The organism is Flavobacterium stagni, assembly GCF_004122105.1.
Classification (GTDB): Bacteria; Bacteroidota; Bacteroidia; order Flavobacteriales; family Flavobacteriaceae; genus Flavobacterium; species Flavobacterium stagni.
The window spans coordinates 73312-99706 of record NZ_SBKN01000009.1 but is presented as its reverse complement, the minus strand read 5'-3'; the positions used below and the strand labels follow the sequence as shown (position 1 = coordinate 99706).

Here is a 26395-nt window from a genome sequence, read left to right as displayed (position 1 = left end):
TGTTCTATTGTACAGCTAACAGGGCATTGATGTTCCCGTATCCGTAATTGCTATTGCGCGTCGGATAATAGGTTGCCGATTGGCGCAACTTGTTCAATACTTGATCGCGTGTCCAAGTTGGATTCTTTGACCATACCAAAGCAGCTATTCCCGCAGTGGTTGCTGTGGCCACCGAAGAACCGCCCACATAATCGGATTGATTATCATAATAACTATCTACTGGAATCGTATTCCCTGAGGCCACACGTTGCATTTGTATAGTAAATTGGATTTCACTTCCGCTATGACAAACATCGCATTTTTGGTTAGATGTTCCTTCTTTCACTCCGGTTACCGCTACTGCTTCAGGCATCCAAGCGGGGAAAATAACCCCTACAAAATTCGTAAAACTCGTCGATGTTCCTCCGGCACAGAAAATTAACTTTCCTTTGCTGTAGGCATATTTAACACCGTCTGCAATTTTACTCACTGAAAAAATATGCCCCATCGACATGGAAATGATCTTCACATTGGCATTATTAGCCAAAGCGGTAAATGCATTCTTTACCCCATTTTGTTCATGATAACCGTCTAAAACCACATTGGAAGCGGCACGGTAGGTGATTAAATTGGCGTTATATGCCACACCAACAGGCAATCCACGATCATTACGCGGTGCGGTAGCTACAGAAGCCATACTGGTACCATGACCGCATTGGTCGTTGGGTCCGTCAGTGGTAGTTGACCAAGGCCAAATAGAATCTACATACACCCCAAACTTTTGCACGGTGCGACCCGTAGAAGCACCATTATTGAAATTAGCTCCTAAAAGTGATTGATTCGGAGATAAACCCGTATCTACAATTCCGATTGTGATACCGCGCCCGGTGGCATAGGACCATGCACTCGGAATATTGTGTGAGTAAAAAGCCCACGGCACTTTGGCATTGGGGGTAACTGTGGTGTAATCTGAAGTGGCTAAAGTCGCTGATTCAAATCCACAACCCGAATCACTTTGCGTTGTAACGCCTCCAATACCCGGTTTCATTTCGGCCACAGAAAAATAACGGAAATCAGCAGGCTCAACGTAGCGAACCAATCCCAATTTACGAAGTGCGGCTACCGTTTCTTGTTTTTCAATACGCACATCCATTAAATTCAAATACGGATCGGCATTCACCAAAATATCTTTAATTTCCTTTTGCTCGTAATACGCGATGCGTTCAAGAAGCGCTTGTTGTTGGGCTGCGGAACTGTTGGATTTTGTGCGATCAAAATCATTGGCGTCAGTACCAAATCCAACTGTAGCCAGACTATTTCCATGCACAATCGCACTCCAAACCGTTTGTGTAGTGACTGCTTTCCAAGTAAAATGCATTCCATTTTGGATAGAAGCGTCGATTTTGGCTTTAATTTCTTGGGGCGTTAAAAGTTCGCGTTGTTCTTGCGCAATCGAAATGGTTTCAAACGATTGTTCGTTTTCTGAACAGGAAGTGAGCGACAAAAGCAATCCTGCAACCATAAGCGGTAATATTCTTCGAATCATAGAGTTATTATTTTGTTGGTTTCCAACGAATTTAAGAAAAAGTTTGAAATAAAAAAAGTCACCCCAAAAAGAGGTGACCTTTTCGTCCGTACAAACGGAACTAACCAATAACTCTAAATAATAAAGGAATTAGAATAGGAATTTAACCCCTACTCGTAATCCACCCACGCTTCTTGTACCTGGGTTTAAATCAAATGGATTGAAATTCAAATTGAAATTGCTGGTGCTATCACCTCCATTTGGTTTGTATGTGGTAGAATTTACATTGAATAATGAGAACGAAGTTTCAACCGTCATCCATTTGCTTACGATAAAGTCAAAACCTGGCGCAACGTCTAAACCAACAGAAGTCGTTTTGTCGTCAGAGATTTTGTCTTTTGAAAAAGTCATAGGCAAAGAAGCTTGACCGAAGAAGAAGAATTTACCTCCTAATCCCCAGTATTTTCTAACCAATGGTTGCACGATAAATGTGCTAGATTCTGCTGTAGTTGTAGAAGTAACTGTATTATCCGTTTTTGAACCAATAACACCTACTCCTAAACCTAAAGTAACATCAGGAGCCACAAAATAACCTACGATAGGCACAAAAGTGTTGGTTTTAGTTTCAGAAACACCGTTATCCGATTTTCCAAAAGCTACCTGACCACCGGCCCACCAAGTTCCTTGTAAACCTTTACTCGCTTTATCTTGTGCATTCACATTTAACGCTAACAATGCTGCAGCAGCAACTAAAAATAATTTTTTCATTTTGTTTTTTGTTTAAATATTACAGGACAAATGTAGAACCAAGTAGTAAAGAAAAACCTGACATAAGTCATAGTTTGCCTTTTTTTTTCGCTGTAAAATAGCACTCTTATATCCGTAGGTTTTGTGTTATCTTTGCAGTATGATTAAGGAGATAAACATTGTAAATAAACGTGCGCGCTTCGATTATGAAATATTAGAATCGTATTCAGCGGGTATGGTTTTAACGGGAACGGAAATCAAATCCATCCGTTTAGGGAAAGTGCAAATTGCCGAAAGTTTCTGTGAATTTCATGGTCATGAATTGTTTGCCATCAACACCTATATTGAAGAATATGCCTTTGGAACCGCATTTAATCATAAATCGCGCAGTGAACGCAAATTGCTATTGAACAAAAAAGAATTAAAAACACTAGCGCGCAAAGTAGAAACCAAAGGATTAACCATAGTTCCCCTTCGTTTGTTTACCAATGAAAAAGGTTTGGCTAAATTGGAAATTGGCCTCTGCCGTGGGAAAAAGAACTACGACAAACGGGAAACCTTAAAAGACCGTGATACCCAACGTGATATTGATCGTTTGAAAAAATCCTTTTAATGCTACACGATTTATTAAAAACGGGACGAGAACGCAGCGGACTCACCACTCGGGTGTTGGCAGAAAAAGCGGCTATTGACCAAGCGCTCATCAGTAAATTTGAAAATGGGAAACGGATTCCGACCAAAGGACAAGCCGAACTCCTAGCTGAACTTTTAGGGCTTGATGTAAAACCCATTCAAGTAGCTTGGTACCGTGCTAAACTATTACACATTATTGATTTCAATCCAGAGGCCATCGAGGCGGTTACGGGCATTTTAGAAGAAAAAGGATTGAATTTGGCGAAAAGTGCCGAAAAAGAAGCGCAAATTGCTTCGATTCTTTCAGAAATTGATCAGTTGAAAAATCGGTTGCAGCAGCTTTAGTTTTTATTCTCTAAAAGCGGCACAAACTTAAAATCCCCAAACTCGTGTTTCTCAAATTGGGTTTCGTTTTTGCGGATTAATAAGGTCATGATTTGCTCTTTCTCCCCGACCGGGATCACCAATCGACCTCCAATTTTGAGTTGGGCCATCAAAGGCTGTGGAATAATCGGTGCACCTGCCGTCACAATAATACTGTCAAACGGAGCATGTGCAGGTAACCCTTTATATCCGTCACCAAACGAAAGATGCTTGGCGCGAATCCCTAATTTAGGTAACAATAAAGAAGTCGATTTAAACAGTTCATTTTGGCGTTCCACCGAATACACTTTGGCTCCCATCTTGCACAAAACGGCCGTTTGGTAACCACTGCCTGTACCGATTTCCAACACTTTATCGTCCTTTTTAACTTGTAATAACTGGGATTGAAAAGCCACTGTATAAGGTTGTGAAATCGTTTGTCCAGCTCCTATAGGAAAGGCCTTATCTTGGTACGCAAAATCTTCAAACGACGAATTCAAAAACAAATGCCGCGGAATCAAACGGATGGCTTCCAAGACATTTTTATCCGTAATGCCTTTGGCCTCTAATTGTGTAACCAATTGATTGCGTAATCCTTGATGTTTTGGGGTGTCTTTCACGGGAACAGTTGTTTTACGGTTGGTAAAAATAAGGGGAAAACTACCAAAAAGCAAATTCAATTTTGACCTGCGAATGTCGAAAAAAAGATGCGCAAAAACTGTGAATTCCGAATGGTAGTTTTTCTTTTTATTGCTACTTTTGAGAAAAATATCATTTTATGCTCAAAGTTGGCGTTCTAGGTGCCGGTCACCTAGGGAAAATTCACTTACGACTTTTACAACAATCAGAACATTATGAATTGGTTGGTTTTTATGATGAAAATGCCGACTATGCTGAGAAAATAGCCGCCGAATTTGGTTACAAGCGTTTTGATACCATAGCCAAATTGATCCATGCCGTGGATGTCATTGATATTGTTACGCCTACTCTTTCGCATTATAAATGTGCCAAAGTAGCCATCAAATCAGGGAAGCATGTGTTTATCGAAAAACCCATTGCAACAACCGTTGAAGAAGCAGAAGAAATTATTGCTTTGGCTAAGGAATACAATGTCAAAGGTCAGGTGGGCCATGTAGAACGTTTCAACCCCGCTTTCACAGCAGTGCGCGACCAAATTGAACAACCCATGTTCATTGAAACGCATCGTTTGGCCGAATTTAATCCACGTGGCACGGATGTTCCTGTGGTATTAGACTTAATGATTCACGACATTGACGCGATCCTTAGTGTGGTGCGCTCCAAAGTGGTGAATGTACATGCCAGCGGCGTTTCGGTGTTGAGTCAGTCCCCCGACATATCCAATGCGCGTCTCGAATTTGAAAACGGCTGTGTGGCCAACATTACTTCGAGTCGTATATCGATGAAAAACATGCGCAAGTCGCGTTTTTTCCAAAAAGATGCCTATATCTCGGTGGATTATTTGGATAAAACGTGTGAAGTGGTGAAAATGAAAGATGCGCCCGAACATCCGGGTGATTTTGACATGATTCTTCAAAATGCGGAAGGCGAACGCAAACAGATTTATTTCAATAATCCGAGTGTTGAACCCAATAATGCGATTTTGGACGAATTGGAAGCTTTTGCCGATGCCATTAATAACAACACTACGCCAGTAGTTACCTTGGAAGACGGAACTGAAGCTTTACGCGTGGCGTACCGAATTATAGAAGCCATGAAACGGTAATCGTTTCGATTGAATACGAACAAAACAAACTAAGATAAAATACGAATGAAAACAGTAGCAGTACTTGGTGCGGGTACGATGGGTAACGGAATTGCTCACACCTTTGCACAATGCGGTTTTACCGTAAAATTGATTGATATTTCTGAAAAATCCTTAGAAAAAGGGATGCAAACGATTGCAACCAACTTGGACCGTATGGTCGCAAAAGGATCCATCACCGAAGAAGATAAACACAAAACCATAGGAAACATCATTACTTATACCGATATGAAAGACGGTGTTGTTGGTGTGGATTTGGTGGTCGAAGCCGCTACTGAAAATGTAGGCTTGAAATTGAATATTTTCAAACAATTGAGCGATTTGTGCGCGCACAATGTCATTTTAGCCACCAATACCTCTTCCATTTCTATTACGCAAATAGCCGCGCAAGTGGTACACCCCGAGCGTGTAATTGGTATGCATTTCATGAATCCGGTGCCTATTATGAAATTGGTTGAAATCATTCGCGGGTATAATACCTCGGATGAAGTAACCAAAATCATCATGGATTTATCGGTACAATTGGGTAAAGTGCCAACGGAAGTGAACGATTATCCCGGCTTTGTAGCCAACCGTATTTTAATGCCCATGATCAACGAAGCCATTGAAACCTTATACAACGGTGTGGGTGGTGTATACGAAATCGATACGGTGATGAAATTGGGTATGGCACATCCTATGGGTCCGTTGCAATTGGCTGACTTCATTGGATTGGACGTTTGTTTATCCATATTGAATGTGATGTATGATGGTTTCAAAAATCCGAAATACGCTCCTTGTCCCTTATTAGTGAACATGGTAATGGCCGGAAAATTAGGCGTAAAATCAGGGGAAGGCTTCTACGATTATAGCGAAAGTAAAAAAGCGGAAAAAGTCGCTAAACAGTTTTTGAAGTAGTCGTTGGAACAACAAATTCAAAATTTATAATTCAAAATTTATAATTCAAAATGTCCACCCTGCTCCCCTTTAAAGCAGTTCGTCCCGTAGCCGATAAAGTGGCTTTGGTCACGTGCAGAAATTACGACGATTACAGTCCGGCTGAGCTTGCCGCTTGGCTGAATTTTAATCCGTATTCCTTTTTGCACGTTATCAATCCGGCCTACGTTCATGCGCAAAAAATCACCTTGGACAAACGGTTTAAAGGCGTGGCACACAAATACCAAGATTTTAAAAACGATGGGGTTTTTGTTAGCGAAGAGGAGCCGGTGATGTTTTTGTATGAAATTCAGACCAAAACCAACACATTTACCGGGATTGTAGCAGGCACTTTGATAGAGGAGTACAAAGCCAATGTGATCAAAAAGCACGAAGATACCTTGCAATACCGCGTGGAGTTGTTTAAGGATTATTTGCATCAAACGGGTTTTAACACCGAACCGGTTTTAATTACCTACCCCGATAAAACGGAAATTAATGATTGGATTGTAAAAAAGAAAAAGGAACAACCGTTGTACCACTTTTCTACGACCAATAAAGAAAAACATACACTGTGGCGCATTGGCGTGGATTCTGAAATTGCGTGGATTCAAAACCAATTTGAAAGCATTCCCGAATTGTATATCGCCGACGGTCACCACCGTTCTGCCTCGGCGGAGTTATTGTATGATGAAGACAACCACTTGGGAAACCCCAATTTGAAGGGTTTTATGAGTTTCTTAATTGCCGAAAGCAATGTGAAAATCTACGAATTCAACCGTATTGTTCGGGACTTAAATGGCCATACCAAAGATGATTTTTTGGCCTTGTTGGACGAACATTTTATTGTAAAATCCAAGTTGCAAGAACTCTGGAAACCCCAAGATAAATTTGAATTTGGAATGTATTTGGATGGCGAATTCTATGCATTGTTTTACAAACAAGAAAATCCGAATCCGGGATTGCTAGAAAATCTGGATGCCCAAATTCTCTATGATACGGTATTGCATCCGATTTTAGGCATTGAAGATTTGCGAAACGACGAACGTATTGAATACATTCCTGGCAAGCAATCGATATTAACCATCAAAGAATTGGTAGATGAAGGCGAATTTGAAGTGGGCTTTATGCTGTTCCCATCTGAAATAGCAGAGATTAAAGCCTTAGCCGACAATCAATTAATTATGCCGCCAAAGAGTACGTACATCGAACCCAAATTTCGCAGTGGCTTGATGGTTTATGAACTTTAAAAATTGAAACTATGAAAAAGTTATTTTTAGGAATTATATTGGGAATGAGCTGGATAGGTTTTGCCCAAAATCATACGTATACCCGTTTTCAAATCGACAGTATTTGTGCCGTAAAAAACGCTAAGAATGTGGAAATATTAGTCGCTAATGGCGACAAAAAAGTCTTGAGCGATAAACAAACTGCCTCCGGATCACATACCATCAAAGGAAAAGGAAGTTTTAAACTGTTGGTGTATAATTTGTTGGAAGAATCCATGGAAATTGCAGCGCCACCAGTTGAAGTTGAAAAACGAAAAAACATAAAAAACAAAACGCTTTTAAAAGGGCAATTGGAAAGTGTAATAAATTTTACCAATGGTAATTTTGAAAAAATAACAGCCACATTTTATTACCAAAACGGGGCAATTCTTCAATTGGAATTGTCCATTCAAAAAAAGAACGGAAAAGAGCAATCCAGTTCGACTTTACACCTACCTGGTGAAGACATCCAAGCGGGTAAATTGGATGAAAATATAGTGGACGGCATGCCCATTGCCGATTGGATTGCCAAGAAAAACGATGAAATCTTAAATTTGTTTAAGAAATAATCATGACTATTGCAGAAAATCTTCAGGAAATAAAAGCGCAACTACCCGAACACGTAACTTTGGTTGCCGTTTCAAAAACCAAGCCTATAGCCGACCTACAAGAAGCCTATGCAGCCGGTCAGCGCATTTTTGGAGAAAATAAAATCCAAGAAATGACCGAGAAATGGGAACAACTGCCCAAAGATATTCAATGGCACATGATTGGTCATGTACAAACCAACAAGGTGAAATTCATGGCGCCTTATGTGGCTTTGATTCATGGCGTGGACAGCTTGAAATTATTGGAAGAAATCAACAAACAAGCGGCTAAGAACAACCGTATTATCGACTGTTTACTCCAAATCCATATCGCTGAAGAGGAAACTAAATTCGGTTTTGATGCTAGCGAACTCGAAGCGATTCTTAACGCAGCTACTTTTCAAAACCTGCAAAATATAAAGGTCATCGGACTCATGGGCATGGCCACATTTACCGAGGATAACGCACAAATTCAAAAAGAATTCCAATTTTTAAAATCGCTTTTTGACCAATACCAATCGGTTCAATGGCCCAACTTCCAGTTACAAACCCTTTCCATGGGGATGTCCGGCGATTATCAACTGGCTATTGACTGTGGCAGTACCATGGTGCGCATTGGAAGTAGCATCTTTGGTGTTCGTAACTATTCATAAAACCATGGGGTTAAAAGTAAACTCCATTTTTTCTTTACTCAGAAAGACGTACTTTTGTGCCATTCACTAACTCAAAACGAAGCGAAGCTGTAAACGAATTTGTATTGCATTCTTGACATAGAAACCACCGGAGGCCAATTCAATGAAGAAGGCATTACTGAAATCGCTATCTATAAATTTGATGGTCACGAAGTAGTCGATCAATTCATCAGTTTAGTCAATCCCGAAATTCCGATACAACCGTTTGTGGTGAAATTAACAGGTATTAATAATGCTATGCTGCGCAGCGCTCCCAAGTTTTTTGAAGTCGCCAAACGCATCATCGAAATCACCGAAGACTGTATCGTTGTGGCGCATAACGCCTCGTTTGACTACCGCATTCTGCGCACAGAATTCAGTCGGTTGGGCTATGAATTCAAACGACCTACGCTTTGTACGGTCGAACTCTCCAAAAAACTCATTCCGGACCAACCGTCGTACAGTTTAGGCAAATTAGTACGCGCCCTCGGAATTCCGATGGCCGACCGTCACCGCGCGAGTGGCGATGCGATGGCTACCGTGAAGTTGTTCAAACTCTTGCTTTCCAAAGACTCCGAAAAAGAAATCTTGAAAAGCTTAGTAAAAACCGAAATCAAATCGGGCATGTCGCCCAAACTCCTGGACATTGTCGAAGCCTTGCCTACCAAAACAGGGATTTATTACATCCACAACGAAAAAGGGGAATTGATTTACATCGGTAAAAGCAAGAACATCAAAAAACGCGTCAACCAGCATTTCACAGGCACTACCTCCAAAAGCAAGAAAATCCAACGTGAAGTGTTTGCAGTGACCTATGAAGAAACGGGGAGCGAACTCATCGCTTTGTTGAAAGAAAGCGAAGAAATTAAAATCAATAAACCCATTTATAACCGTGCCCAACGCAAAAGTATTTTCCAATGGGCGCTGTATGAAGTGCTCACCGACGAAGGATATTTAAGTCTGCAATTGCAAAAAGCTGACGGTAGAAAAAAGGAAATTACGTCGTTTTCCAGTATTCAAGAAGGGAAAAATTACCTCTTTAAAATCACGGAAAAATACCAACTTTGTCAGAAAATCAACGGACTCTACGACACCCAAAAAAGTTGTTTTCAATACAAAATTAAAGAGTGTAACGGCGCTTGCATCCAAGCTGAATCCGCCGATGACTACAATGCCCGCGTGGAAGACTACCTGGAAGAAGTGCAGTTTGGCAACCAAACCTTGGTGGTTATTGACCGTGGCCGTCGCACCGAGGAACGCAGTGCGGTGCTGATTGAAAACGGGATTTACAAAGGCTATTGCTTTTACGATTTGAACTACCAAATCATGAACATTGACATCCTCAAAAACTTGATTATCCCTATGCAAAACAACCGCGACACCCGCACCATCATTCAAGGGTATTTGCGGAAAAACAAAGTTTTGAAAGTTTTAAAATTTTAATTTTTTGGAGCTATTTCCGGCTTTCCGCTTTTTCTCTTCGCTTCGCTACGAGGATGCCGCTTCAATCCGGGCTAAAACCACTGCTCATTTCACATAAAATGCTACCTTTACGCCATGCAAAACCAACCCGTCTTAATCACGGTTATCGGACCCACCGCTATTGGTAAAACCGCACTTGCGATTCGTTTGGCGAATCATTTTAACTGTTCCATTATTTCGTGCGACAGCCGCCAGTTTTTTAAAGAAATGACCATCGGTACGGCCGTGCCTTCCCCAGAAGAATTAGCAGCCGCACCCCACTATTTTATCCAAAACATTTCCATTCATGACGCGTACAGTGTGGGCGACTTTGAAACCGAGGCGTTGGCTCAACTCGACCAACTGTTTCAAGAAAATCCCATACAAATTATGGTGGGCGGCTCCGGACTCTATGTCGATGCCGTACGCAAAGGTTTGGACAATTTTCCAGATATTGATCCGAGCATTCGGGAATCCATCAATGCCCGGTATGCAATCGACGGACTCCCTTATTTACAAGCGACTTTACAAGAATTGGATCCCCAGTATTACCAAAAAACACTCCTCGAAAATCCGCAAACCTTACAAAATCCACAACGCATGAAACGCTTTGTGGAAGTCTGTTTGGGTACGGGTCAACCCTACTCCTCCTTTTTAGGAAAAAAAGAAACCAACCGTCCGTTTCGATCGATCATCATCGGACTCGAAGCCGAGCGAGAGGAATTGAACCAGCGCATTAACCATCGGGTGGATTTGATGATGGCCGCGGGATTGTTGAAGGAAGTCAGCGATCTCTACCCCTACCGTTCGTGCAACGCACTACAAACCGTGGGTTATCGCGAATTATTTGACTTTTTGGACCAAAAATGTTCCCTTGAGGAAGCCATCGAAAATATCAAAATGAACACCCGCCGATTTGCCAAACGTCAAATGACTTGGTTCAAACGCACGCCAGAGGTCCATTGGTTTAATTATTCAACTGATTTTGCAACCCTTTTGGAACAATTGCATCTAAGATTAAAATAAACGTATGAAAAAAATTTTAGTGTTACTCAGTGCTTTGCTCTTGCTTTGCAGTTTTAGTTGTGATATTCCGTATGATGGATCGCGTATTGTGCAATTAAACCATCGTTTTTTTGATGCACAAGGCCAACCGGTAGCGGGAAAAAAGATAGATTATTATTTGGGCTACTCCACTCCTGACGCAGGTGTTTCCCCTGAATTTAGTTATACCACCGATGCGGCTGGGCGTATCAAATTTTCTACTTTTTATCCCAAACAGAAACTTTATGTTTACGCAGAAGGCTATGCCAATTATCGCCCGATTGAGAGTGAAGTGCAGTATTTGGATCCTACAAGTTTTAATGCACAATCGTTCTATTTTTTAGAAAACGGTGAAACCGTACAGTTTCAAATTCAATTTATGTTCAGTTCGTCCCAAAAAAGTATTGAAAAATGTACAATGGAAGGTATTGGCAACCCTTATTATTCCAATGACAACGATGCTATCTATTCGTTTAATGTAGCTAAAAACCAAACGATAACCATCCATTACACCGTTTATAATTCCCAAACCAACGTTCGTCAAACCCTGAGTCAAGATTTTAACATCGGTACGGGAGATAATTATGTGATTCAAAACCTGTAAGCATGAAAAAGTCATTTTACCTAGTAGTGCTTCTATTTTCCTTAGGAATGAATGCACAAAATTTTGGATTTTTCTTATTTAATCCGTCGTTGCGAGTAGGCGCTGCAGTCCCCACACAAATTGGAAATACCGCTTTAAATCACTTTTACACCACACCGGTGGGCATCGACGTTAACTACTCCATTTTCAAGTTGTATAAAGGGGAGTTCAACATTGGCTATTCGGGTGCTTCGTATCGATTTGTAGGCGTTCCCGACTTTACAGCATATACCCGCTCTACCCAATCGGTGTATTATATGCAGCTTACTTATGAAGTGGATTTAAAGAAAAATTGGTCGGTAACCCCGTTTGTCAATTTGGGAGCCGAACAATTGCGGCATCAAGAAAATGGGGCACTGATAGCAATACAAAACGGTACGCAAGTCCAATTGGGTGGCTATCTTAATTTTAAATTGGCTGCTATTCTTAAAGCCTACGCCGGATTGTCGTTTTCGACTACCAATTACAATTTACAAGACGGTGTTTCCGAATACGTGACAAAATATAAAAAATCACAAGCCTTAGTTTTTACCTTAGGTTTAAAAATCAATTAAAATGCCTATTTCTTCCGAATTCCAATCTACTTTATTACAACCTTGGGACATCAACTTTTTACAATGTTACCCCAACGGACTCTTGAAATACACGGATTTATGCAATATACTCCAACTCACCGCGGGCTACCACGCAGAGTTAGGCGGCTTAAGTTTTAGTGATATGCAAGCCCATCATCAAGCGTGGGTGTTGAGTCGGATGCGGGTGGAGATCCATGCGTTGCCGAAATGGCGTGATACGGTGACGGTAAAAACCTGGATTAATTCGTTGGAAAATTCCCGCTCAATTCGTTGTTTGGAATTATGGAGCGGCGATCAAAAGTTGGTCGGTTGTGAAACCTACTGGGCGGTGATCAATACCCAAACCCGACGCCCCGACCCGTTGGCGTTGCCGCACGACCATTTTATTAAAAATCCGGAGCGCGCCACATTGCAGTCGTTTCACAAGATTGCATTAAAGGAATCGGTCACCGCTTTAGAAACTTATACGGTTAAACTATCGGATTTGGATATTGTGAATCATGCCAACAATGTGAAATACTTGGAATGGTGTTTGGATCATTGCGATCCTAAACGATTGATGCGACAGGAATTGGTTGCTTTTGAAATGAATTTTATGCGCGAACTTAATTTAGGTCAGGAAGCGGTGATTGGTCAGGAAGACGACACTTTTGTGATTACGCACCAAGGCAAGACCTGTTTTGCTTTGCTGTTGGAATGGAAACCGAATAGCTAGCACTCACCCTTAGCCGGGATAGAAGTGGAAAGCGAGGCGAAGGGAGCGCTTAGCAAAACACCCCAAATCCTGCGACCTTGGGAGCGCGGATTTGGGGTGTATTTTTTGCTTGCGATGCCACAGCCTCCTTGCAACGGATAGCCCGAATAGCTCCAAAAAAAAATCCCCGTTGGAACAGGGATTTTGTATTTATTTTTTCACGACTAGACGGAAACCTTCGCCGTGGATGTTGAGAATTTCAACGTTCGGATCTTCTTTCAGGTATTTGCGCAATTTAGCGATATACACGTCCATACTACGGGAAGTGAAGTAGTTATCGTCTCTCCAGATTTTGGTAAGTGCCAATTCACGCGGCATCAAATCTTCCACATACAAAGCGAGTAATTTCAACAACTCGTTTTCTTTGGGCGACAATTTGATCGGCTCTTCACCGGGGAAGGTTAAGAAACGCAATTTGGAATTCAAATGGAATTTCCCAATTTGGAATTCGAATTGCGTATTTTCTGCTTTGGTTTCTGAGGATTTGCGTTGCATGATGGCTTTGATTTTCATCAACAACACTTCAGAGTCAAACGGTTTATTGAGGTAATCATCGGCGCCCACTTTATAGCCTTTGAGTACATCTTCTTTCATGGTTTTAGCGGTTAAGAAAATCAATGGAATTTCTTTGTTTTTTTCACGGATTTCTTTGGCTAAAGTATACCCGTCTTTGTAGGGCATCATTACGTCTAAGATACATAGATCGTAAGTGTCTTTTTTAAATTTTTCGAAGCCTTCCATGCCGTTTTTGGCTAGGGTAACTTCAAAATCATTTAACGATAGATAGTCTTTGAGGATAGCACCGAAGTTTTGGTCATCTTCAACGAGTAGGATTTTTTTTGTTTCTTTTTCCATTGTATTTTAGTTTATCAGTGGGACTTTAATAATGAATGTACTTCCTTTACCTTTTTCGCTTTCCACAAAAATTTGGCTGTTGTGATCGTCCACTATTCGTTTCACATAGGCCAACCCGAGACCGTGTCCTTTCACGTTGTGTACGTCTCCGGTGTGTTCGCGGTAGAATTTTTCAAAAATTCTTTTTTGAGCGGTTTTGCTCATTCCTATCCCGTTATCCTTAACTTTTATTAAAATAAAATCCTTTATATTCTCAGTGCTAATTTCAATAACGGGTTCGTCGTTAGAATATTTTATCGCATTGTCTAAAATATTAACAATTACATTAGTGAAATGCACATCGTTCAACAGGACTGTACTTCGAGTGGCTTCCAAATCACTTGAAATCTTCCCATTACGGTCTTCGACAATGAGATTCACGTGTTCGATTGCATCTTCGATAATTTCATGAACGTCGTGGGGTTCTTTAGAAATGTCGAGTTCTTTCTTTTCCAATTTCGAAATTCGGAGAACATTTTCTACTTGTGCATGCATTCGTTTGTTTTCGTCGCGAATCATTTGCAAGTAGCGAAATACTTTTTCTTTATCATCAATGACTTTGGGATTTCGAATAGCGTCTAGCGCCAAATTAATGGTGGCGATGGGCGTTTTGAACTCGTGCGTCATGTTGTTGATGAAATCGGTTTTGATTTCTGAAATCTGACGTTGTTTCATCAATTGATGCAAGGCATTGGCATAGGCGATAATGATCACCAGTGTAAAAATTATTGAAAGCAGCGTAATTGCTAAGATTTCTGCAAAAAGGAATTTCTTTTTTTGAGGAAAATTAAGCAACAGATTGTAACGGTTGTTGCCATCATTATCGATAAAAATGGGCGTGGTATACGTGGAATATTTGTCGTAATTGAAATGTTCCGACTTTACTTTGGTTGCCAATCCGTTACTGTAAATATTGAATTCAAAAGGAGTATTAATTCCGTATCCTTTTAATTCAGCTTTGAGTAACTTGGAAAGGTTTTCAGCACTCACCCGTTCTTGAATCGGGTTTTGGATGGCGATATCTTTATAAACGGCATCAAATTGCGCATCTTGAAGGATATCGATGGTTCCTTCGCGTTCAATGGTGATATCCGGTTTTATTTGCGTCTGAATTCCGCCATCATCTAAAGGCTTTCCATTAAATACCGCCGTTTTTCTTTTTGTAGTATAATTTTTAACTTTGGTTGAATCATCATCTTTATCAAAGAACGAGCGTTGAATGTCATAATCTTCCATCGTTATACTGTTCGAATAAATGATGGTTTGATTCGTTTTCGGGTTACGCTGTACGTACTTGTATTCTAAAAAATCTTCTCGTTTGGGACGTTTCCCTGTACTATCTCGAAGAAAATTGTAACGGTTCAAAAAGTTGTATTTCTCCTGTCTTTCAATCTTTTCTACAACATTTTCAAGTACTTGCTTAACATGAAAAGTAAATTGTTCTTCGCTTTTTTCTAATGAAGTATTAAACCAGTAAACTTGCACCAAAATGATTCCCAAAAGGGAAACACTCATCAAGAATACCAAGAGGCGAAAAACAAATTTATTCATCACCTCAAAATTAGGGATTTTAACATTTGTTATGTTAATGTATTAACCAAACATTAACACAGCCTACTTTTATTGCTTATTTTTCAAGGAAATAAGGATTTCTTCGATTTGTCGTTTGGTAGATTCGAAATTTTCGTTTTGAATGACATACTGACTTCGTGCGGCACGTTCTTCATCAGAAAGCTGATTGGTAATCCGTTGCAGAATTTTCTCGCGAGTGGTTTGATCTCTTTTTAAAACGCGAGCAATTCGCATTTCTAAGGGAGCCGTTACTGTTATTACGGCGTCACAATCCTTATAACTGCCACTTTCAAATAGAATGGCTGCTTCTTTAAACACGAACGGGAATTTCTTATGTGCGACAATCCATTGATCAAAATGATTTTTCACAGCGGGATGCACAATTGCATTGAGTTGCTTTAATTTTTCCGGATTATTAAAAACGATAGCCGCTAGTTGTTCGCGGTTTAACCGTTGATTGGCATCCATTATTTCAGGACCAAATTGTGCCGCAATTTTTTGAATAATTTCGGGGAAGTCCATTACTTTTTTTGCCTCTAAATCGGAGATGTAAACGGGATACCCTTTGGCAGAGAGATAATTGGCTATGGTTGTTTTCCCACTACCAATACCGCCCGTGAGTCCGATAATCTTCGTTTTCACTGGTGCTGTATCCACTATTTTTTGAATGGGCGCAATGATTTTGTCTAAGGCTTTTTCAACCGACTTGTGAATGGGTTCTTCGGCTTCTTTTTCAATATGAATTTCTTCAGTAATTTGGGCTTCTAATGGTTTTTTAAAAAACAACTCTGGAAAAGCATCTTGCGGTTGTTGTTTTAATAAGTGAACTTTATAATACGACTTAATAAACCCTATTCCATACCCTGTAAATTGTTTCCATACCGCTATTATAGAGAGGAAACCAATAATGGGATTGCGGTTTTGAATAGAGGAAAACAGGAAGATTAGAGCAAAGTAGACGAAATACAATTTCAATCCCCAATCAAACAAAAACACCAAAGCGATCACGGAGGCCGCCAAGCCAACTAAAAACAGCGTTGGGAACCAAAATGTGATTTTGGCATATTCGGGATACCATCGGTTTAAAATGGGTCGTGCTTTACCAAATTTGGAAACTTGTACACTGAATTTATCCCAATCAATACGACGCTTGTGATAGACATACGCCTCCTTAAAAAGGCGGGTTTTAAACCCCATTTTCCATAAGCGGATGGACAAATCGGGATCTTCTCCGGGATGAATGTTTCCGAACCCTTTGGATGCTTCAAAGGCTTTTTTAGAAATCCCCATATTGAAACTACGGGGTTGGAATTTATCGATTTTCTCTGAGCCGCCACGGATTCCTCCAGTGGTCAAAAACGAAGTCATTGTAAAATTAATGGCGCGTTGAATATAGGAGAACGATTTCAAGGCTTTGTCGGGTCCTCCGAAACAATCCACATAGGTTGTATTCAATTCTTTTACTACTTCACTCATATAGTGTGAAGGAATGATACAATCCGAATCAAAGATGATAAAATAATCGCCTTTGGCTACCTTCATCCCAAAATTACGGGAATCGCCGGGACCCGAATTGGCTTTATAATAATAGGAAATTTGCAATTGTTTGGCATAACGTAACACCACTTCTTTACAATCAATAGAAGATCCGTCTTCAACGATAACTACTTCGAAATTCGTGTAAGTTGATGTCGTTAAGCTTTGTAATAATTCGTCAATTTCGTCGGGACGATTATAAACCGGGATTATGATAGAAAACAGCATTGCTGAAATTTTTGGCAAATATACTCCATACAAAAAGAAAATGTCCCGATAAATCGGGACATTTTTAACAAGTTTATGAGTAATTGAATTACTGTTTTATCACTTTAATTGTTTTCACTTGACCATTGGCCATAGCGCGTACAATGTAGGAGCCCGCAGGTAAATTACTTAAGTCTAATGTAGATTCTGTAGCATTTACTTTAGAACTATACACCTCTTGTCCTACTACATTATAAATTTGTAGCGAATCGATTACTTCAGAAGATGTGATATTCAAAACATTTTGCACTGGATTTGGATACGCTTTGAAAGTAACATCACTTATTTCTTGATTGCCTAAAGATGCATCATAAACAGAGATACTAAAGTTTCCTTGCGCTCCATTGTAACCAAATACACGAACTAAAATGGTAGCTCCAGGCGTGAGTCCGGTTAAAGACAATAACGAATGACCTACTACTACTTCAGTAGCGCTATCATCATCACAACCCACCGCGGTTAAAGCACCACAAGTTCCAGAATACGCTTGTACCACAGTATCAATGCCGGGTCCGCCAGTTGAAGTTCCTGCAGTTTCTATAGTTGCATTCCCAGAAGTTGGCACAGTAAAACTATACCAAACATCTTTTCCTGAAGTTGCAAAACCAAAAGCTCCACAGCTAGGTGCTGGAGTTTCAGCACTCAAAGTGGCTCCTAAACTGGTCGTATCGATAGCTGCATCAGTATAAATTCCTCCAACTGTAAGTGCTGTTGGTGAAGCACAAGCATCATTTGCAGGGGTTGGTGGTGGCGTTCCACAAGCTACTGAACGCGTTCTATTATCGGTGTTTGCCGTACAATTGGCATCAGCATGCGTATAAAAACGAACAGTATCAGTTGTTGTTGGAGTCCAAATCAACGGAGTTGTTCCTGCTGCAAAAGCAATAGAACCGTCAGAATTACCAATAGTAATATAATCCGTTGCGTTTGAACTAGTAAAAGTATACTGAACACCTGCGGTAACATTTACACTTGAATATTCACCTGCCCAGCCTGCCGCAGTAATAATTTGTGCTGTACCCGAACAATTGATGGTTACAGCCCCAGTTGGATATTCATCTCCAATTAAACAACCTACATTAGCACAGGTATCATTTACAGTAACTGCAAATCGCGTTGTACTTTCACAACCAAATTCATTTTGAGAAGCATAATAGGTTGCTCCATCCACTAAATCCGTAAATGGATCTAAAGGTGAACCACCTGTTGCTGCAGCATACCAAAGTACATTCGATCCATTAACAACCAAGTCATTTAACGTTGCAGTGGTACAATAATCCTGTGTTGGATTTCCAGTTGGCGCTGCAGATGTCATAGCCACAACTAGATACACTTCAGCTATGGAATAACAACCATTTGCATTTTCAACACGCACATAAATTACTTGTCCATTTGTACCCATAAATGCAGTAGCATTTGCAATTGGGTTTGTCATAGACTCAGCATCAAAATAATCGATATAATAACTGAATTGCATGCCACCATCAAAAGTTATTGAACTTTCCGAAGCAGTTAAATCAAATATTTCCATCCCATCACCATCCGATTCACAAGCTAACAAATCAATATTTGAAACCATGGGTAGAGGGGCAACATGAACAGTAACTGCCAAACGGGAATAACTTTCACAGTTGATGGTTTGTGACGCATAATACGTAACACCATCTGTCACGGTATCTGTACCGTTAAAAGGTGTCCCCCCTGTTGGTGTAGCATACCATAACAAGCCACTACCCGTTACTTGTAACGAATCAAATGTTAAGGAATTACTACAGAAATATTGTTCCGCATCACCAGTAGGAGCTGGCGTACCTGTTGGACAATCGTAAGCTGAGATTTGGAATTCACCAAAACTATCGTTAGCATATTCCCAAACATTAACATAAAGCAATTGACCTGGAGTAAGTCCGTTTAATGAAATCAATGAATAGTTCCCATTGGTGCTGGAATCATCATCACAAGCCAATAAACTCAACCCGTTACAATCACCCGAATAAACTGCTAAGCCAGTATCGGTTACATCACTTCCAGTTACTTCACTGGTTTCTAAAGTTACATTTCCAGTGGCAGGAACCACTACCGTATACCAAACATCACCACCTAAAAAACTGGCACAACCGGGTGCTGGAGGATTTGAGTTGGTAGCTGAAACATTGGTGCCAACTACTGGATTCGAAGTTACATTCTCTCCAACTGTTAAGGCGACAGCGTTGCTACAATCATCATTTCCAGGAGCTGGAATTAATGTTCTGAAAAAGATAGGTCCAGTGAGCAAACTAGTCCCGTTTGTTGAACAATCGGCAGCGATATAAATATCATAATCCGTATTGGATGTTAACCCTGTAATCACATAAGGATTTACAGTTACTACTGTACCCGAACCCACTGTTGGAGCTGGACTTCCTGCCGGAACCACATAAATCATCCATGCAGTTTCTGTACATCCTGCATTCCAACCAACAGTAGCTGTAGTAGTGGTTGTATTGGTTACAATAACATTAGATGGTTGTGGACATGCTACAGGTGTAGTAATTACAATATCGTAATCTTCGGCTTCACCATATCCATAGTTCGCACAAGGATCGATGGTATTCCCTACTTGATTCCAAACATCACGCACACGCATTCTATGAGTGCCTAAAGGTGGATTACATGCCAAAGAAATCGTAAAGGTCGCCGTACCATTGGCATCAATAGATGTGGTTGTCGAACCGATACGTTCGTTGGTTTCAAAAAATCCGTTATCATTATAATCAATCCACATGGACACATTTTGACCTCCAAAAGTACCTACAGTTACGGTAACTGTATATGTCCCTCCTGCTTGTAAATTAGCTGTATAATTGGGCTGACCCGTAAAATAAGTGTAAGCCGGGTTCGTAGGAGCAGTCCCCGAATTATTCGAAAGTGTTGTTCCATTAATTACAATATTAGAAATCAAATCACCTTCCGTTTTTCCTGTGGTATAAGTTGGTGTACAATAACAAGCGTTCACTGCATTCATTCCTATTTGTAAGGGCGAACTTTCAGCTGCAGTACCTGAAGCTGTACAAGTCACTAAACATTTGTAATAGGTTGATGCAGTTTGTGAGGTTACATAAGTACTTTGTGTAGCACTACCTGTTGCATTACTGTAATTTACACCATCGGTTGATGTCATCCATTGATAGGTTACACCAGAACCTGAAGTGGTATTTTGCAAGGACAACGTAAAGTTAGCAGATGCACAAACCGAAGCGCTCGTAGAAAGAGTAGCACCTGGAGTTGGTGTTCCTGTACAACTCGGTGGTGTTGTCCAGGTATACGTCAATCCACTTGAAGGCGCAATTGTTTGTGACATGAACATGGTATCTGCAGCGGTTGTTCCTGCAGAAGTAGAAATCCAACTTGTTGTAGAAGTTCTGTTGGCAAAATTGGTCGCTGGATTATTAGGAGCGGCACGTAAACCACAATCCACAACAGTATCTGTAGTATTGTTGGTCATAGTCCCATATACAAATTGCACTGAATTAGATGTTTCGTTTAAACGAATTTGAAAATTCATAGAATCACCTAACGCCAAATATTTCGCATAATTTTTCCATTGCACAACCAATGTACGATTAGGTGCCGAACCAATTACTTGGTAACGCAATTCAGAACCCGCTTGTGCTTGCAGATCTCTTGCAAATGCAGCAATACGTGCAACATTAACATTGGAAACTGCTGTTGTAATCGTTGACAATGGGTTGTAAGATGACGAAGTGGTTAAATCAACTGCCGGACTTAGCGCTGACGACCCCAATGCAATCCATCCATTTGCATTAATAGCAAAACGGTCATACGTATAACCGTTAAAAACAAAATTAAATCCGATGGGTAAACCTACCCCCGTAGTTGCAGCACCACCTAAACTTACAGATGGATCCACAAAACGCTCATCATCGGTTGCTGTATTTCCTACTACTGTTCCACCAGAAATAGCCGAATACGTCCCATTACTTTGTGCAAAAGTATATTGGTCTAGTGTTTGGCTATATCCGATTTGTACAAGAAAAAATAAAGCTAAACTCAGCGTAATTTTTTTCATAAAATCAAAGAATATAAATTGGTTAGAAATAATTTCAAAAATAGGAATAAAAAAAACAGCCTGATACGAATTCAGGCTGTTTAAATGTTAAATCTTTTCTATTTATCCAATACTTGGAACAGGAACGACTTCATTTGTGTCGGCTTGATAATCTACTCCTTCAAATCCAAAGCCAAATAAATTTAAGAAATCATTTTTATAACCCGCCAAATCACCGATTCCTGGCAAGCTTTCTGTGGTAGCTTCTTCCCATAATTGAGCTACCTCTGCTTGCACATCATCACGCATTTCCCAATCGTCAATGCGAATTCTATTTTCAGCATCCACAGGAATTTCAGATTTACCATACAAACGGTCGCTATACAAACGCTCCATTTGTTCGATACAACCTTCGTGAATGCCTTCGCGCTTCATGATTTTGTATAAAAGTGAAATGTATAATGGAATTACTGGAATGGCTGAACTCGCCTGTGTAACCAAAGCTTTATTCACAGAAACATAGGCTTTTCCTCCTAAATCTGACAAGGACTGTGTAATTACAGCCGCTGTAGCTTCCAAATGATCTTTGGCACGACCAATAGTTCCATTACGGTAAACCGCTTTAGTCACTTCAGGTCCGATGTACGAATACGCCACTGTCATAGCGCCTTCCGCCAAAACACCAGCTGCCTTCATCGCATCCATCCACATTGACCAATCTTCTCCACCCATAACTACAACTGTATTGTCAATATCTTCTTGTTGGGCAGGCTCAATAGAAACTTGGGTCACATTACCCGTATGAAAATCAACCGTTTTATTCGTGAATGTTCCACCGATAGGTTTCAAAGCCGAACGGTGTAAGACTCCTGTTGTTGGATGCATTCTCACGGGAGAAGCCAAACTGTAAATTACCAAATCTACCTGACCCAAATCCGCTTTTATTAAATCGATTGTTTGGGCTTTAATTTCATTTGAAAAAGCATCACCATTGATACTTTTCGCATATAAACCAGCCGCATGCGCTTCTTTTTCAAAGGCCGCTGAATTATACCATCCTGGAGAAGCCGTTTTGCCTTCTGTTCCTGGTTTTTCAAAAAATACACCAATTGTTGCCGCATCACAACCAAATGCGCTGGTAATACGTGAAGCCAAACCAAAACCGGTAGAAGCTCCAATCACTAAAACGCGTTTTGCGCCCTCGATTTTCCCTTTTGATTTTACGTATTCAATTTGATTTTTTACATTTTGCGCACAGCCATCAGGATGAGCTGTTAAACAAATAAATCCGCGCATTCTTGGTTCTATAATCATAATGGTCTAATTTCTAAATTGTGGTACAAAGATACTTCTATTTTTTAGTTGAGCAAAGCTTGAGCCTGCCCTATCGCTGCTTCAGTTATGGTATTTCCAGAGAGCATTTGAGCAATTTCAATGATGCGCTCCTCCGTATTTAATTTTTTCAATTGGGTTGCTGTCGTATCACCTTCCATGGTCTTATACACTTTAAAATGCCTTTTCCCTTTCCCCGCAATTTGTGGCAAATGAGTGATGGCAAATAGTTGGCGGTTCTGACTCATATTTTTCATAATCTCGCCCATTTTGTGCGCAATTTCTCCCGAAACCCCCGTATCGATTTCGTCCAAAATTAACGTCGGTAATTGCATATGTTCTGCCATCAATGCTTTTACAGCCAACATGATGCGGGACATTTCTCCACCTGAAGCAACTTTTTTTAGGAGACCGAATTCGGTTCCCTTATTGGCTGCAAACAAAAACGTAATTTTATCTTTTCCATTGGTCAAAAAGTGCTCTTGGGGACTGACTTCAATGGTGAATTTCGCATTGGGCATGCCCAAATCGGAAATAATGCTTTCTATTTTAGCGGCGACTATTGGAATAGCTTTGATTCGATTTTGATGTAATGAATCGGCAAAATCGTTCAATTCTTTTTCAGCCGACACCATCCACGCTTCCAAATTCGCAATTTGAGATTCTAAGCTGGTTAAAGACAATGCCTGTGAACTCAACGTTTCTTGAATTGCTAATAGTTCTGCGATAGAACTCACTTGATGCTTTTTCTGTAAGGCATATATCAATTGGAGCTTCTGACTGATTTGCTCGAGCATTTCAGGGTCAGCTTGGACATGATCCACCATGCTTTCGAGTTCCTTCTCTACATCATCCATCTCAATCAACAAACTGGTTATGCGCTCTAAAAGGTTTTCGTACTCAATTGAAAAACTTGCAATTTTTTGAAGCGCTGATTTAGCTTCTTTCAATTGAATAATTAAGCCATATTGATCCGACTGGGTTAATTGCAACACTTTTCCAAGTTGCAACTGTATTTGTTCCACATTACTCAATTTCTCCAATTGAGTTTCCAAGTTCTCTTGTTCGTCTACTTGTAATTGAGCCGCCGTTAATTCTTCCAACAAAAAGGCATTGTAATCTTGTTCTTTTAAACGATTGCCTAAATCCTGTTTCAGTTGGTCGCAATCGGTCTGCGCCGTGCGGTATTTTTTTAATAATAGTTGATAATTGGAGAGCAACTCTTCATTTTTGGCAACAGCATCAAGAATTTGAAATTGAAAAGCATCACTGTACAATTCCTGGGTTTCATTTTGGGAATGAATATCAATCAACTGCTCGCCCAATTCTTGCAAATCGGAAACATTTACTGGTGTATCATTGACAAAAGCACGAGATTTGCCTGAAGGTAAAATTTCGCGACGTAAAATAGTATGCGTATCAAAATCCCAATCCATTTGTTCAAAAAACGACTGTAAATCTTGTTTTGACAGATCAAAATGGGCTTCAATGACGCATTTTTCAGCTTTATTTTTTAAGGAAGATAAGTCGGCTCGATTGCCTAAAACCAAACCCAATGCACCTAAAAGTATCGACTTTCCTGCTCCTGTCTCTCCAGTTATCACCGAAAATCCATCGGAGAAAGAAACCGACAATCGTTCGATTAACGCATAATTTTCAATGGTTAGCGAGGTAATCATAGATGCAGACTTTTTTCTCGCAAGTTATAATTTTATCTTATTCCATTTGGAACTATTGATCGGAGAAATTTTGGATAAGGTATCCACTAAACCGTCAATAGGAATAGATGGCCCACCGGAAAAAATAGAGACAATTTCGTCGGCTTTGGCATCAAAAAACAAACGAGCTAAATATGAATTAGGACGCGTTTTATGCAATTCACCTAAGGTATTAATCGCGGCTAAAACGGCTTGTTTACCTGCTTTAAGATCTTTATTCATGACATCCAAACCTTGGAACATGTATTGGTTCAATGCTTCACGATAGGGCTTGAAGGTATTGGACATTAAATCGTTCACCAAATAATAACGGTTGTTGGTTTTATCCGTTTGTGACCAACCATTTCCACCTGTAGGCATGGCCAAATTGACAATTTCTTGTGCTTTTTGAAAATAAGGCATCCCACTTTCTAGTTCGAAAGTTTCTGCATCCATTCCTAAGATGATATAAGCATAATAAGCCAACGTTGAAAGCAGATTCGAATCAAAACTATTCGGATTAAAATACATTTGTTGAAATTCTACATATTGAAATTGTAGACTTTTATCATTGACATTCAGCACCGTAGAAGTGTAACTGGAATTGTAAATAGGGCGAGACGACTGCACCTGAATGGTAGTATCAAAATTGTTGTTTTCATACGAGTTAATCGTAATGAACATACTGCAGGATATCTTCTCTTGATTTTCAAACGACTTATCCGTCCAAACCGATTTATTCATAAAGTCATTCAAGGAAGTCTCCAACGATTTAAAAATCTGGGTATTGGCATTGGTGATTTTGTCGTAATTCACGACAACTTTACAATTTAATTCTTGTGCATGAACACGAAAGAATGATCCGATAACCAGGAATACTACCGCAATTTTAAACTTCATAATACTGAATAACTTTATCTATAATATCTTGAGCTACTGCCTCTTTTGATTTCAATTCCAAAGGCTCAATTTCATTGGCTTTATTGATAAACGTGACTTTATTGGTTGGAGTTCCAAAACCTGCCCCTGAATCCCTGAGGGAATTTAAAACAATCAAATCTAAGTTTTTTTTCTGAATTTTGAGTTGCGCATTGGCAATTTCATTCTCCGTTTCTAAAGCAAAACCGATCAGCATTTGCTGTTTTTTTTGAGCACCTAAAGTGGCTAATATATCTTTGTTTTTTGTGAGTTCAATCGTAAAATTGTCCTCCTTTTTTTTAATTTTTTCTTTGGCTTGCTGCTTGGGACGATAATCTGCTACTGCGGCTGCACAAATGGCTACGTCACAAGTGGGGTAAATTTCCATACAAGCTTCGTACATTTCTTCAGCCGTCATTACGCGTTGAATGTGTACATTATTTTGCTTGGGTTGTAAATGAGTCGGACCCGCAACAACTATAACCTCTGCTCCCATTTGTGCCGCATAATCGGCAATATCAAATCCCATTTTACCGGTAGAATGATTTCCTATAAAACGCACCGGATCGATCGGTTCGTATGTGGGTCCCGCAGTAATGAGTATTTTTTTTCCCCGCAAAGGCAATTGGGAAGTAATGTCTTTTTCGATAAAGGCCACAATATTCTCGGGTTCCGCCATTCGACCTTCACCGGATAATCCGCTGGCTAGTTCGCCACTTTCAGCAGGAATCATGCGGTTGCCAAAGCGTTGTAATTGCTGAAAAGAATGTAAGGTAGACGGATGCTTGTACATATCCAAGTCCATCGCAGGGGCAAAGTAAACTGGACATTTGGCGGAAAGATAGGTCGCAATTAACAAGTTATCGCAATTTCCATTCGCCATTTTGGACATGGTATTGGCCGTTGCTGGGGCAATAACCATAAAATCAGCCCACAAACCTAACTCGACATGATTGTTCCATTGTGCTGTATCTTCTTCATTATAAAAAGAAGAATACACGGGATTTTTGGATAAAGTTGCTAAAGTTAAGGGAGTAACAAAATCTAAAGAAGCAGGTGTCATGACCACACGGACCTGAGCACCTGCTTTGATAAATAGTCGCACTAATGTCGCTGTTTTATAAGCGGCAATCCCTCCAGAGACTCCCAGTAAAATTTTTTTACCGCTTAAAACTGACATGGC

General features: G+C 40.2%; 23 protein-coding genes and 1 pseudogene. 12 read left to right on the top strand and 12 right to left on the bottom strand.

Features of this window, described 5'->3' with window-relative positions:
- Positions 1 to 4: 4 nt before the first annotated feature.
- The gene (locus tag EQG61_RS13050; RefSeq protein WP_129462391.1) at positions 5 to 1525 is read right to left on the bottom strand and encodes a S8 family peptidase; all 1521 of its coding nucleotides are present in this window, start codon (positions 1523 to 1525) and stop codon (positions 5 to 7) included.
- A gap of 129 nt (positions 1526 to 1654) precedes the next feature.
- Positions 1655 to 2272, bottom strand: coding sequence for an outer membrane beta-barrel protein (locus EQG61_RS13045; RefSeq protein ID WP_129462390.1), 618 nt, complete (start codon positions 2270 to 2272; stop codon positions 1655 to 1657).
- A 139-nt stretch (positions 2273 to 2411) separates the two neighbouring features.
- Here EQG61_RS13045 and smpB point away from each other — a divergent pair, with 139 nt between their 5' ends.
- Positions 2412 to 2864, top strand: coding sequence for an SsrA-binding protein SmpB (gene smpB, locus EQG61_RS13040; RefSeq protein WP_129462389.1), 453 nt, complete (start codon positions 2412 to 2414; stop codon positions 2862 to 2864).
- A complete protein-coding gene (locus EQG61_RS13035) occupies positions 2864 to 3229 on the top strand; it encodes a helix-turn-helix domain-containing protein (protein WP_129462388.1) in 366 nt (121 codons plus the stop codon). The genes smpB and EQG61_RS13035 overlap by 1 nt, the downstream gene beginning before the upstream one ends.
- On the opposite strand, the gene EQG61_RS13030 is transcribed toward EQG61_RS13035, so the two are convergent.
- Positions 3226 to 3867: a protein-L-isoaspartate(D-aspartate) O-methyltransferase gene (locus tag EQG61_RS13030; RefSeq protein WP_129462387.1), complete on the bottom strand. Its 642-nt coding sequence runs from the start codon at positions 3865 to 3867 to the stop codon at positions 3226 to 3228. The genes EQG61_RS13035 and EQG61_RS13030 overlap by 4 nt on opposite strands.
- A gap of 158 nt (positions 3868 to 4025) precedes the next feature.
- On the opposite strand from EQG61_RS13030, the gene EQG61_RS13025 reads away from it, so the two are divergent.
- The 10 genes from EQG61_RS13025 (at position 4026) to EQG61_RS12980 (ending at position 12909) form a co-directional block, all read left to right on the top strand.
- On the top strand, positions 4026 to 4991 hold the full coding sequence (locus tag EQG61_RS13025) for a Gfo/Idh/MocA family protein (protein WP_129462386.1): 966 nt from the start codon (positions 4026 to 4028) through the stop codon (positions 4989 to 4991).
- Positions 4992 to 5036: 45 nt separating this feature from the next.
- Positions 5037 to 5927, top strand: coding sequence for a 3-hydroxyacyl-CoA dehydrogenase family protein (locus EQG61_RS13020; protein WP_129462385.1), 891 nt, complete (start codon positions 5037 to 5039; stop codon positions 5925 to 5927).
- A gap of 50 nt (positions 5928 to 5977) precedes the next feature.
- Positions 5978 to 7195 carry a DUF1015 domain-containing protein gene (locus EQG61_RS13015; protein WP_129462384.1) on the top strand — a complete coding sequence of 406 codons (1218 nt, stop codon included), beginning with the start codon at positions 5978 to 5980 and terminating at the stop codon, positions 7193 to 7195.
- An 11-nt stretch (positions 7196 to 7206) separates the two neighbouring features.
- Positions 7207 to 7782 carry a hypothetical protein gene (locus EQG61_RS13010; protein WP_129462383.1) on the top strand — a complete coding sequence of 192 codons (576 nt, stop codon included), beginning with the start codon at positions 7207 to 7209 and terminating at the stop codon, positions 7780 to 7782.
- A 2-nt stretch (positions 7783 to 7784) separates the two neighbouring features.
- Positions 7785 to 8453, top strand: coding sequence for a YggS family pyridoxal phosphate-dependent enzyme (locus EQG61_RS13005; RefSeq protein ID WP_129462382.1), 669 nt, complete (start codon positions 7785 to 7787; stop codon positions 8451 to 8453).
- Between the two features lie 99 nt (positions 8454 to 8552).
- A complete protein-coding gene (locus EQG61_RS13000) occupies positions 8553 to 9914 on the top strand; it encodes an exonuclease domain-containing protein (RefSeq protein ID WP_129462381.1) in 1362 nt (453 codons plus the stop codon).
- A 114-nt stretch (positions 9915 to 10028) separates the two neighbouring features.
- Positions 10029 to 10958, top strand: a complete 930-nt coding sequence (gene miaA / locus EQG61_RS12995; protein ID WP_129462380.1) for a tRNA (adenosine(37)-N6)-dimethylallyltransferase MiaA — start codon at positions 10029 to 10031, stop codon at positions 10956 to 10958.
- A 4-nt stretch (positions 10959 to 10962) separates the two neighbouring features.
- The gene (locus EQG61_RS12990; protein WP_129462379.1) at positions 10963 to 11580 is read left to right on the top strand and encodes a hypothetical protein; all 618 of its coding nucleotides are present in this window, start codon (positions 10963 to 10965) and stop codon (positions 11578 to 11580) included.
- A 2-nt stretch (positions 11581 to 11582) separates the two neighbouring features.
- Positions 11583 to 12173 (top strand): hypothetical protein, encoded by a 591-nt coding sequence (locus EQG61_RS12985; protein WP_129462378.1) that lies wholly within the window; start codon positions 11583 to 11585, stop codon positions 12171 to 12173.
- A 1-nt stretch (position 12174) separates the two neighbouring features.
- Positions 12175 to 12909: an acyl-[acyl-carrier-protein] thioesterase gene (locus tag EQG61_RS12980; protein WP_129462377.1), complete on the top strand. Its 735-nt coding sequence runs from the start codon at positions 12175 to 12177 to the stop codon at positions 12907 to 12909.
- A gap of 189 nt (positions 12910 to 13098) precedes the next feature.
- On the opposite strand, the gene EQG61_RS12975 is transcribed toward EQG61_RS12980, so the two are convergent.
- The 9 genes and pseudogenes from EQG61_RS12975 to coaBC all read right to left on the bottom strand — a co-directional run bounded on the left by EQG61_RS12975 (position 13099) and on the right by coaBC (position 26392).
- Positions 13099 to 13803 (bottom strand): response regulator transcription factor, encoded by a 705-nt coding sequence (locus tag EQG61_RS12975; protein WP_129462376.1) that lies wholly within the window; start codon positions 13801 to 13803, stop codon positions 13099 to 13101.
- 6 nt (positions 13804 to 13809) lie between these two features.
- The gene (locus tag EQG61_RS12970) at positions 13810 to 15393 is read right to left on the bottom strand and encodes a sensor histidine kinase (RefSeq protein ID WP_129462375.1); all 1584 of its coding nucleotides are present in this window, start codon (positions 15391 to 15393) and stop codon (positions 13810 to 13812) included.
- Between the two features lie 69 nt (positions 15394 to 15462).
- Complete coding sequence (coaE, locus tag EQG61_RS13915) at positions 15463 to 16056, bottom strand: dephospho-CoA kinase (RefSeq protein ID WP_235829069.1); 594 nt, start codon at positions 16054 to 16056, stop codon at positions 15463 to 15465.
- A 132-nt stretch (positions 16057 to 16188) separates the two neighbouring features.
- A pseudogene (locus EQG61_RS13910) lies at positions 16189 to 17178 on the bottom strand (glycosyltransferase); the annotation flags it as partial.
- Positions 17179 to 17266: 88 nt separating this feature from the next.
- Complete coding sequence (locus tag EQG61_RS12960) at positions 17267 to 21286, bottom strand: GEVED domain-containing protein (RefSeq protein WP_129462374.1); 4020 nt, start codon at positions 21284 to 21286, stop codon at positions 17267 to 17269.
- 102 nt (positions 21287 to 21388) lie between these two features.
- Positions 21389 to 22579 carry an enoyl-ACP reductase FabV gene (gene fabV / locus EQG61_RS12955; protein WP_129462373.1) on the bottom strand — a complete coding sequence of 397 codons (1191 nt, stop codon included), beginning with the start codon at positions 22577 to 22579 and terminating at the stop codon, positions 21389 to 21391.
- 44 nt (positions 22580 to 22623) lie between these two features.
- Entirely contained in the window at positions 22624 to 24276 is a 1653-nt protein-coding gene (gene recN / locus EQG61_RS12950) for a DNA repair protein RecN (protein WP_129462372.1), read from the bottom strand.
- Positions 24277 to 24300: 24 nt separating this feature from the next.
- Positions 24301 to 25194, bottom strand: coding sequence for a type IX secretion system protein PorD (porD, locus tag EQG61_RS12945; RefSeq protein WP_129462371.1), 894 nt, complete (start codon positions 25192 to 25194; stop codon positions 24301 to 24303).
- Positions 25184 to 26392 carry a bifunctional phosphopantothenoylcysteine decarboxylase/phosphopantothenate--cysteine ligase CoaBC gene (gene coaBC, locus EQG61_RS12940; RefSeq protein ID WP_129462370.1) on the bottom strand — a complete coding sequence of 403 codons (1209 nt, stop codon included), beginning with the start codon at positions 26390 to 26392 and terminating at the stop codon, positions 25184 to 25186. Before coaBC ends, porD begins: the two co-directional genes overlap by 11 nt.
- Between the last annotated feature and the right edge of the window lie 3 nt (positions 26393 to 26395).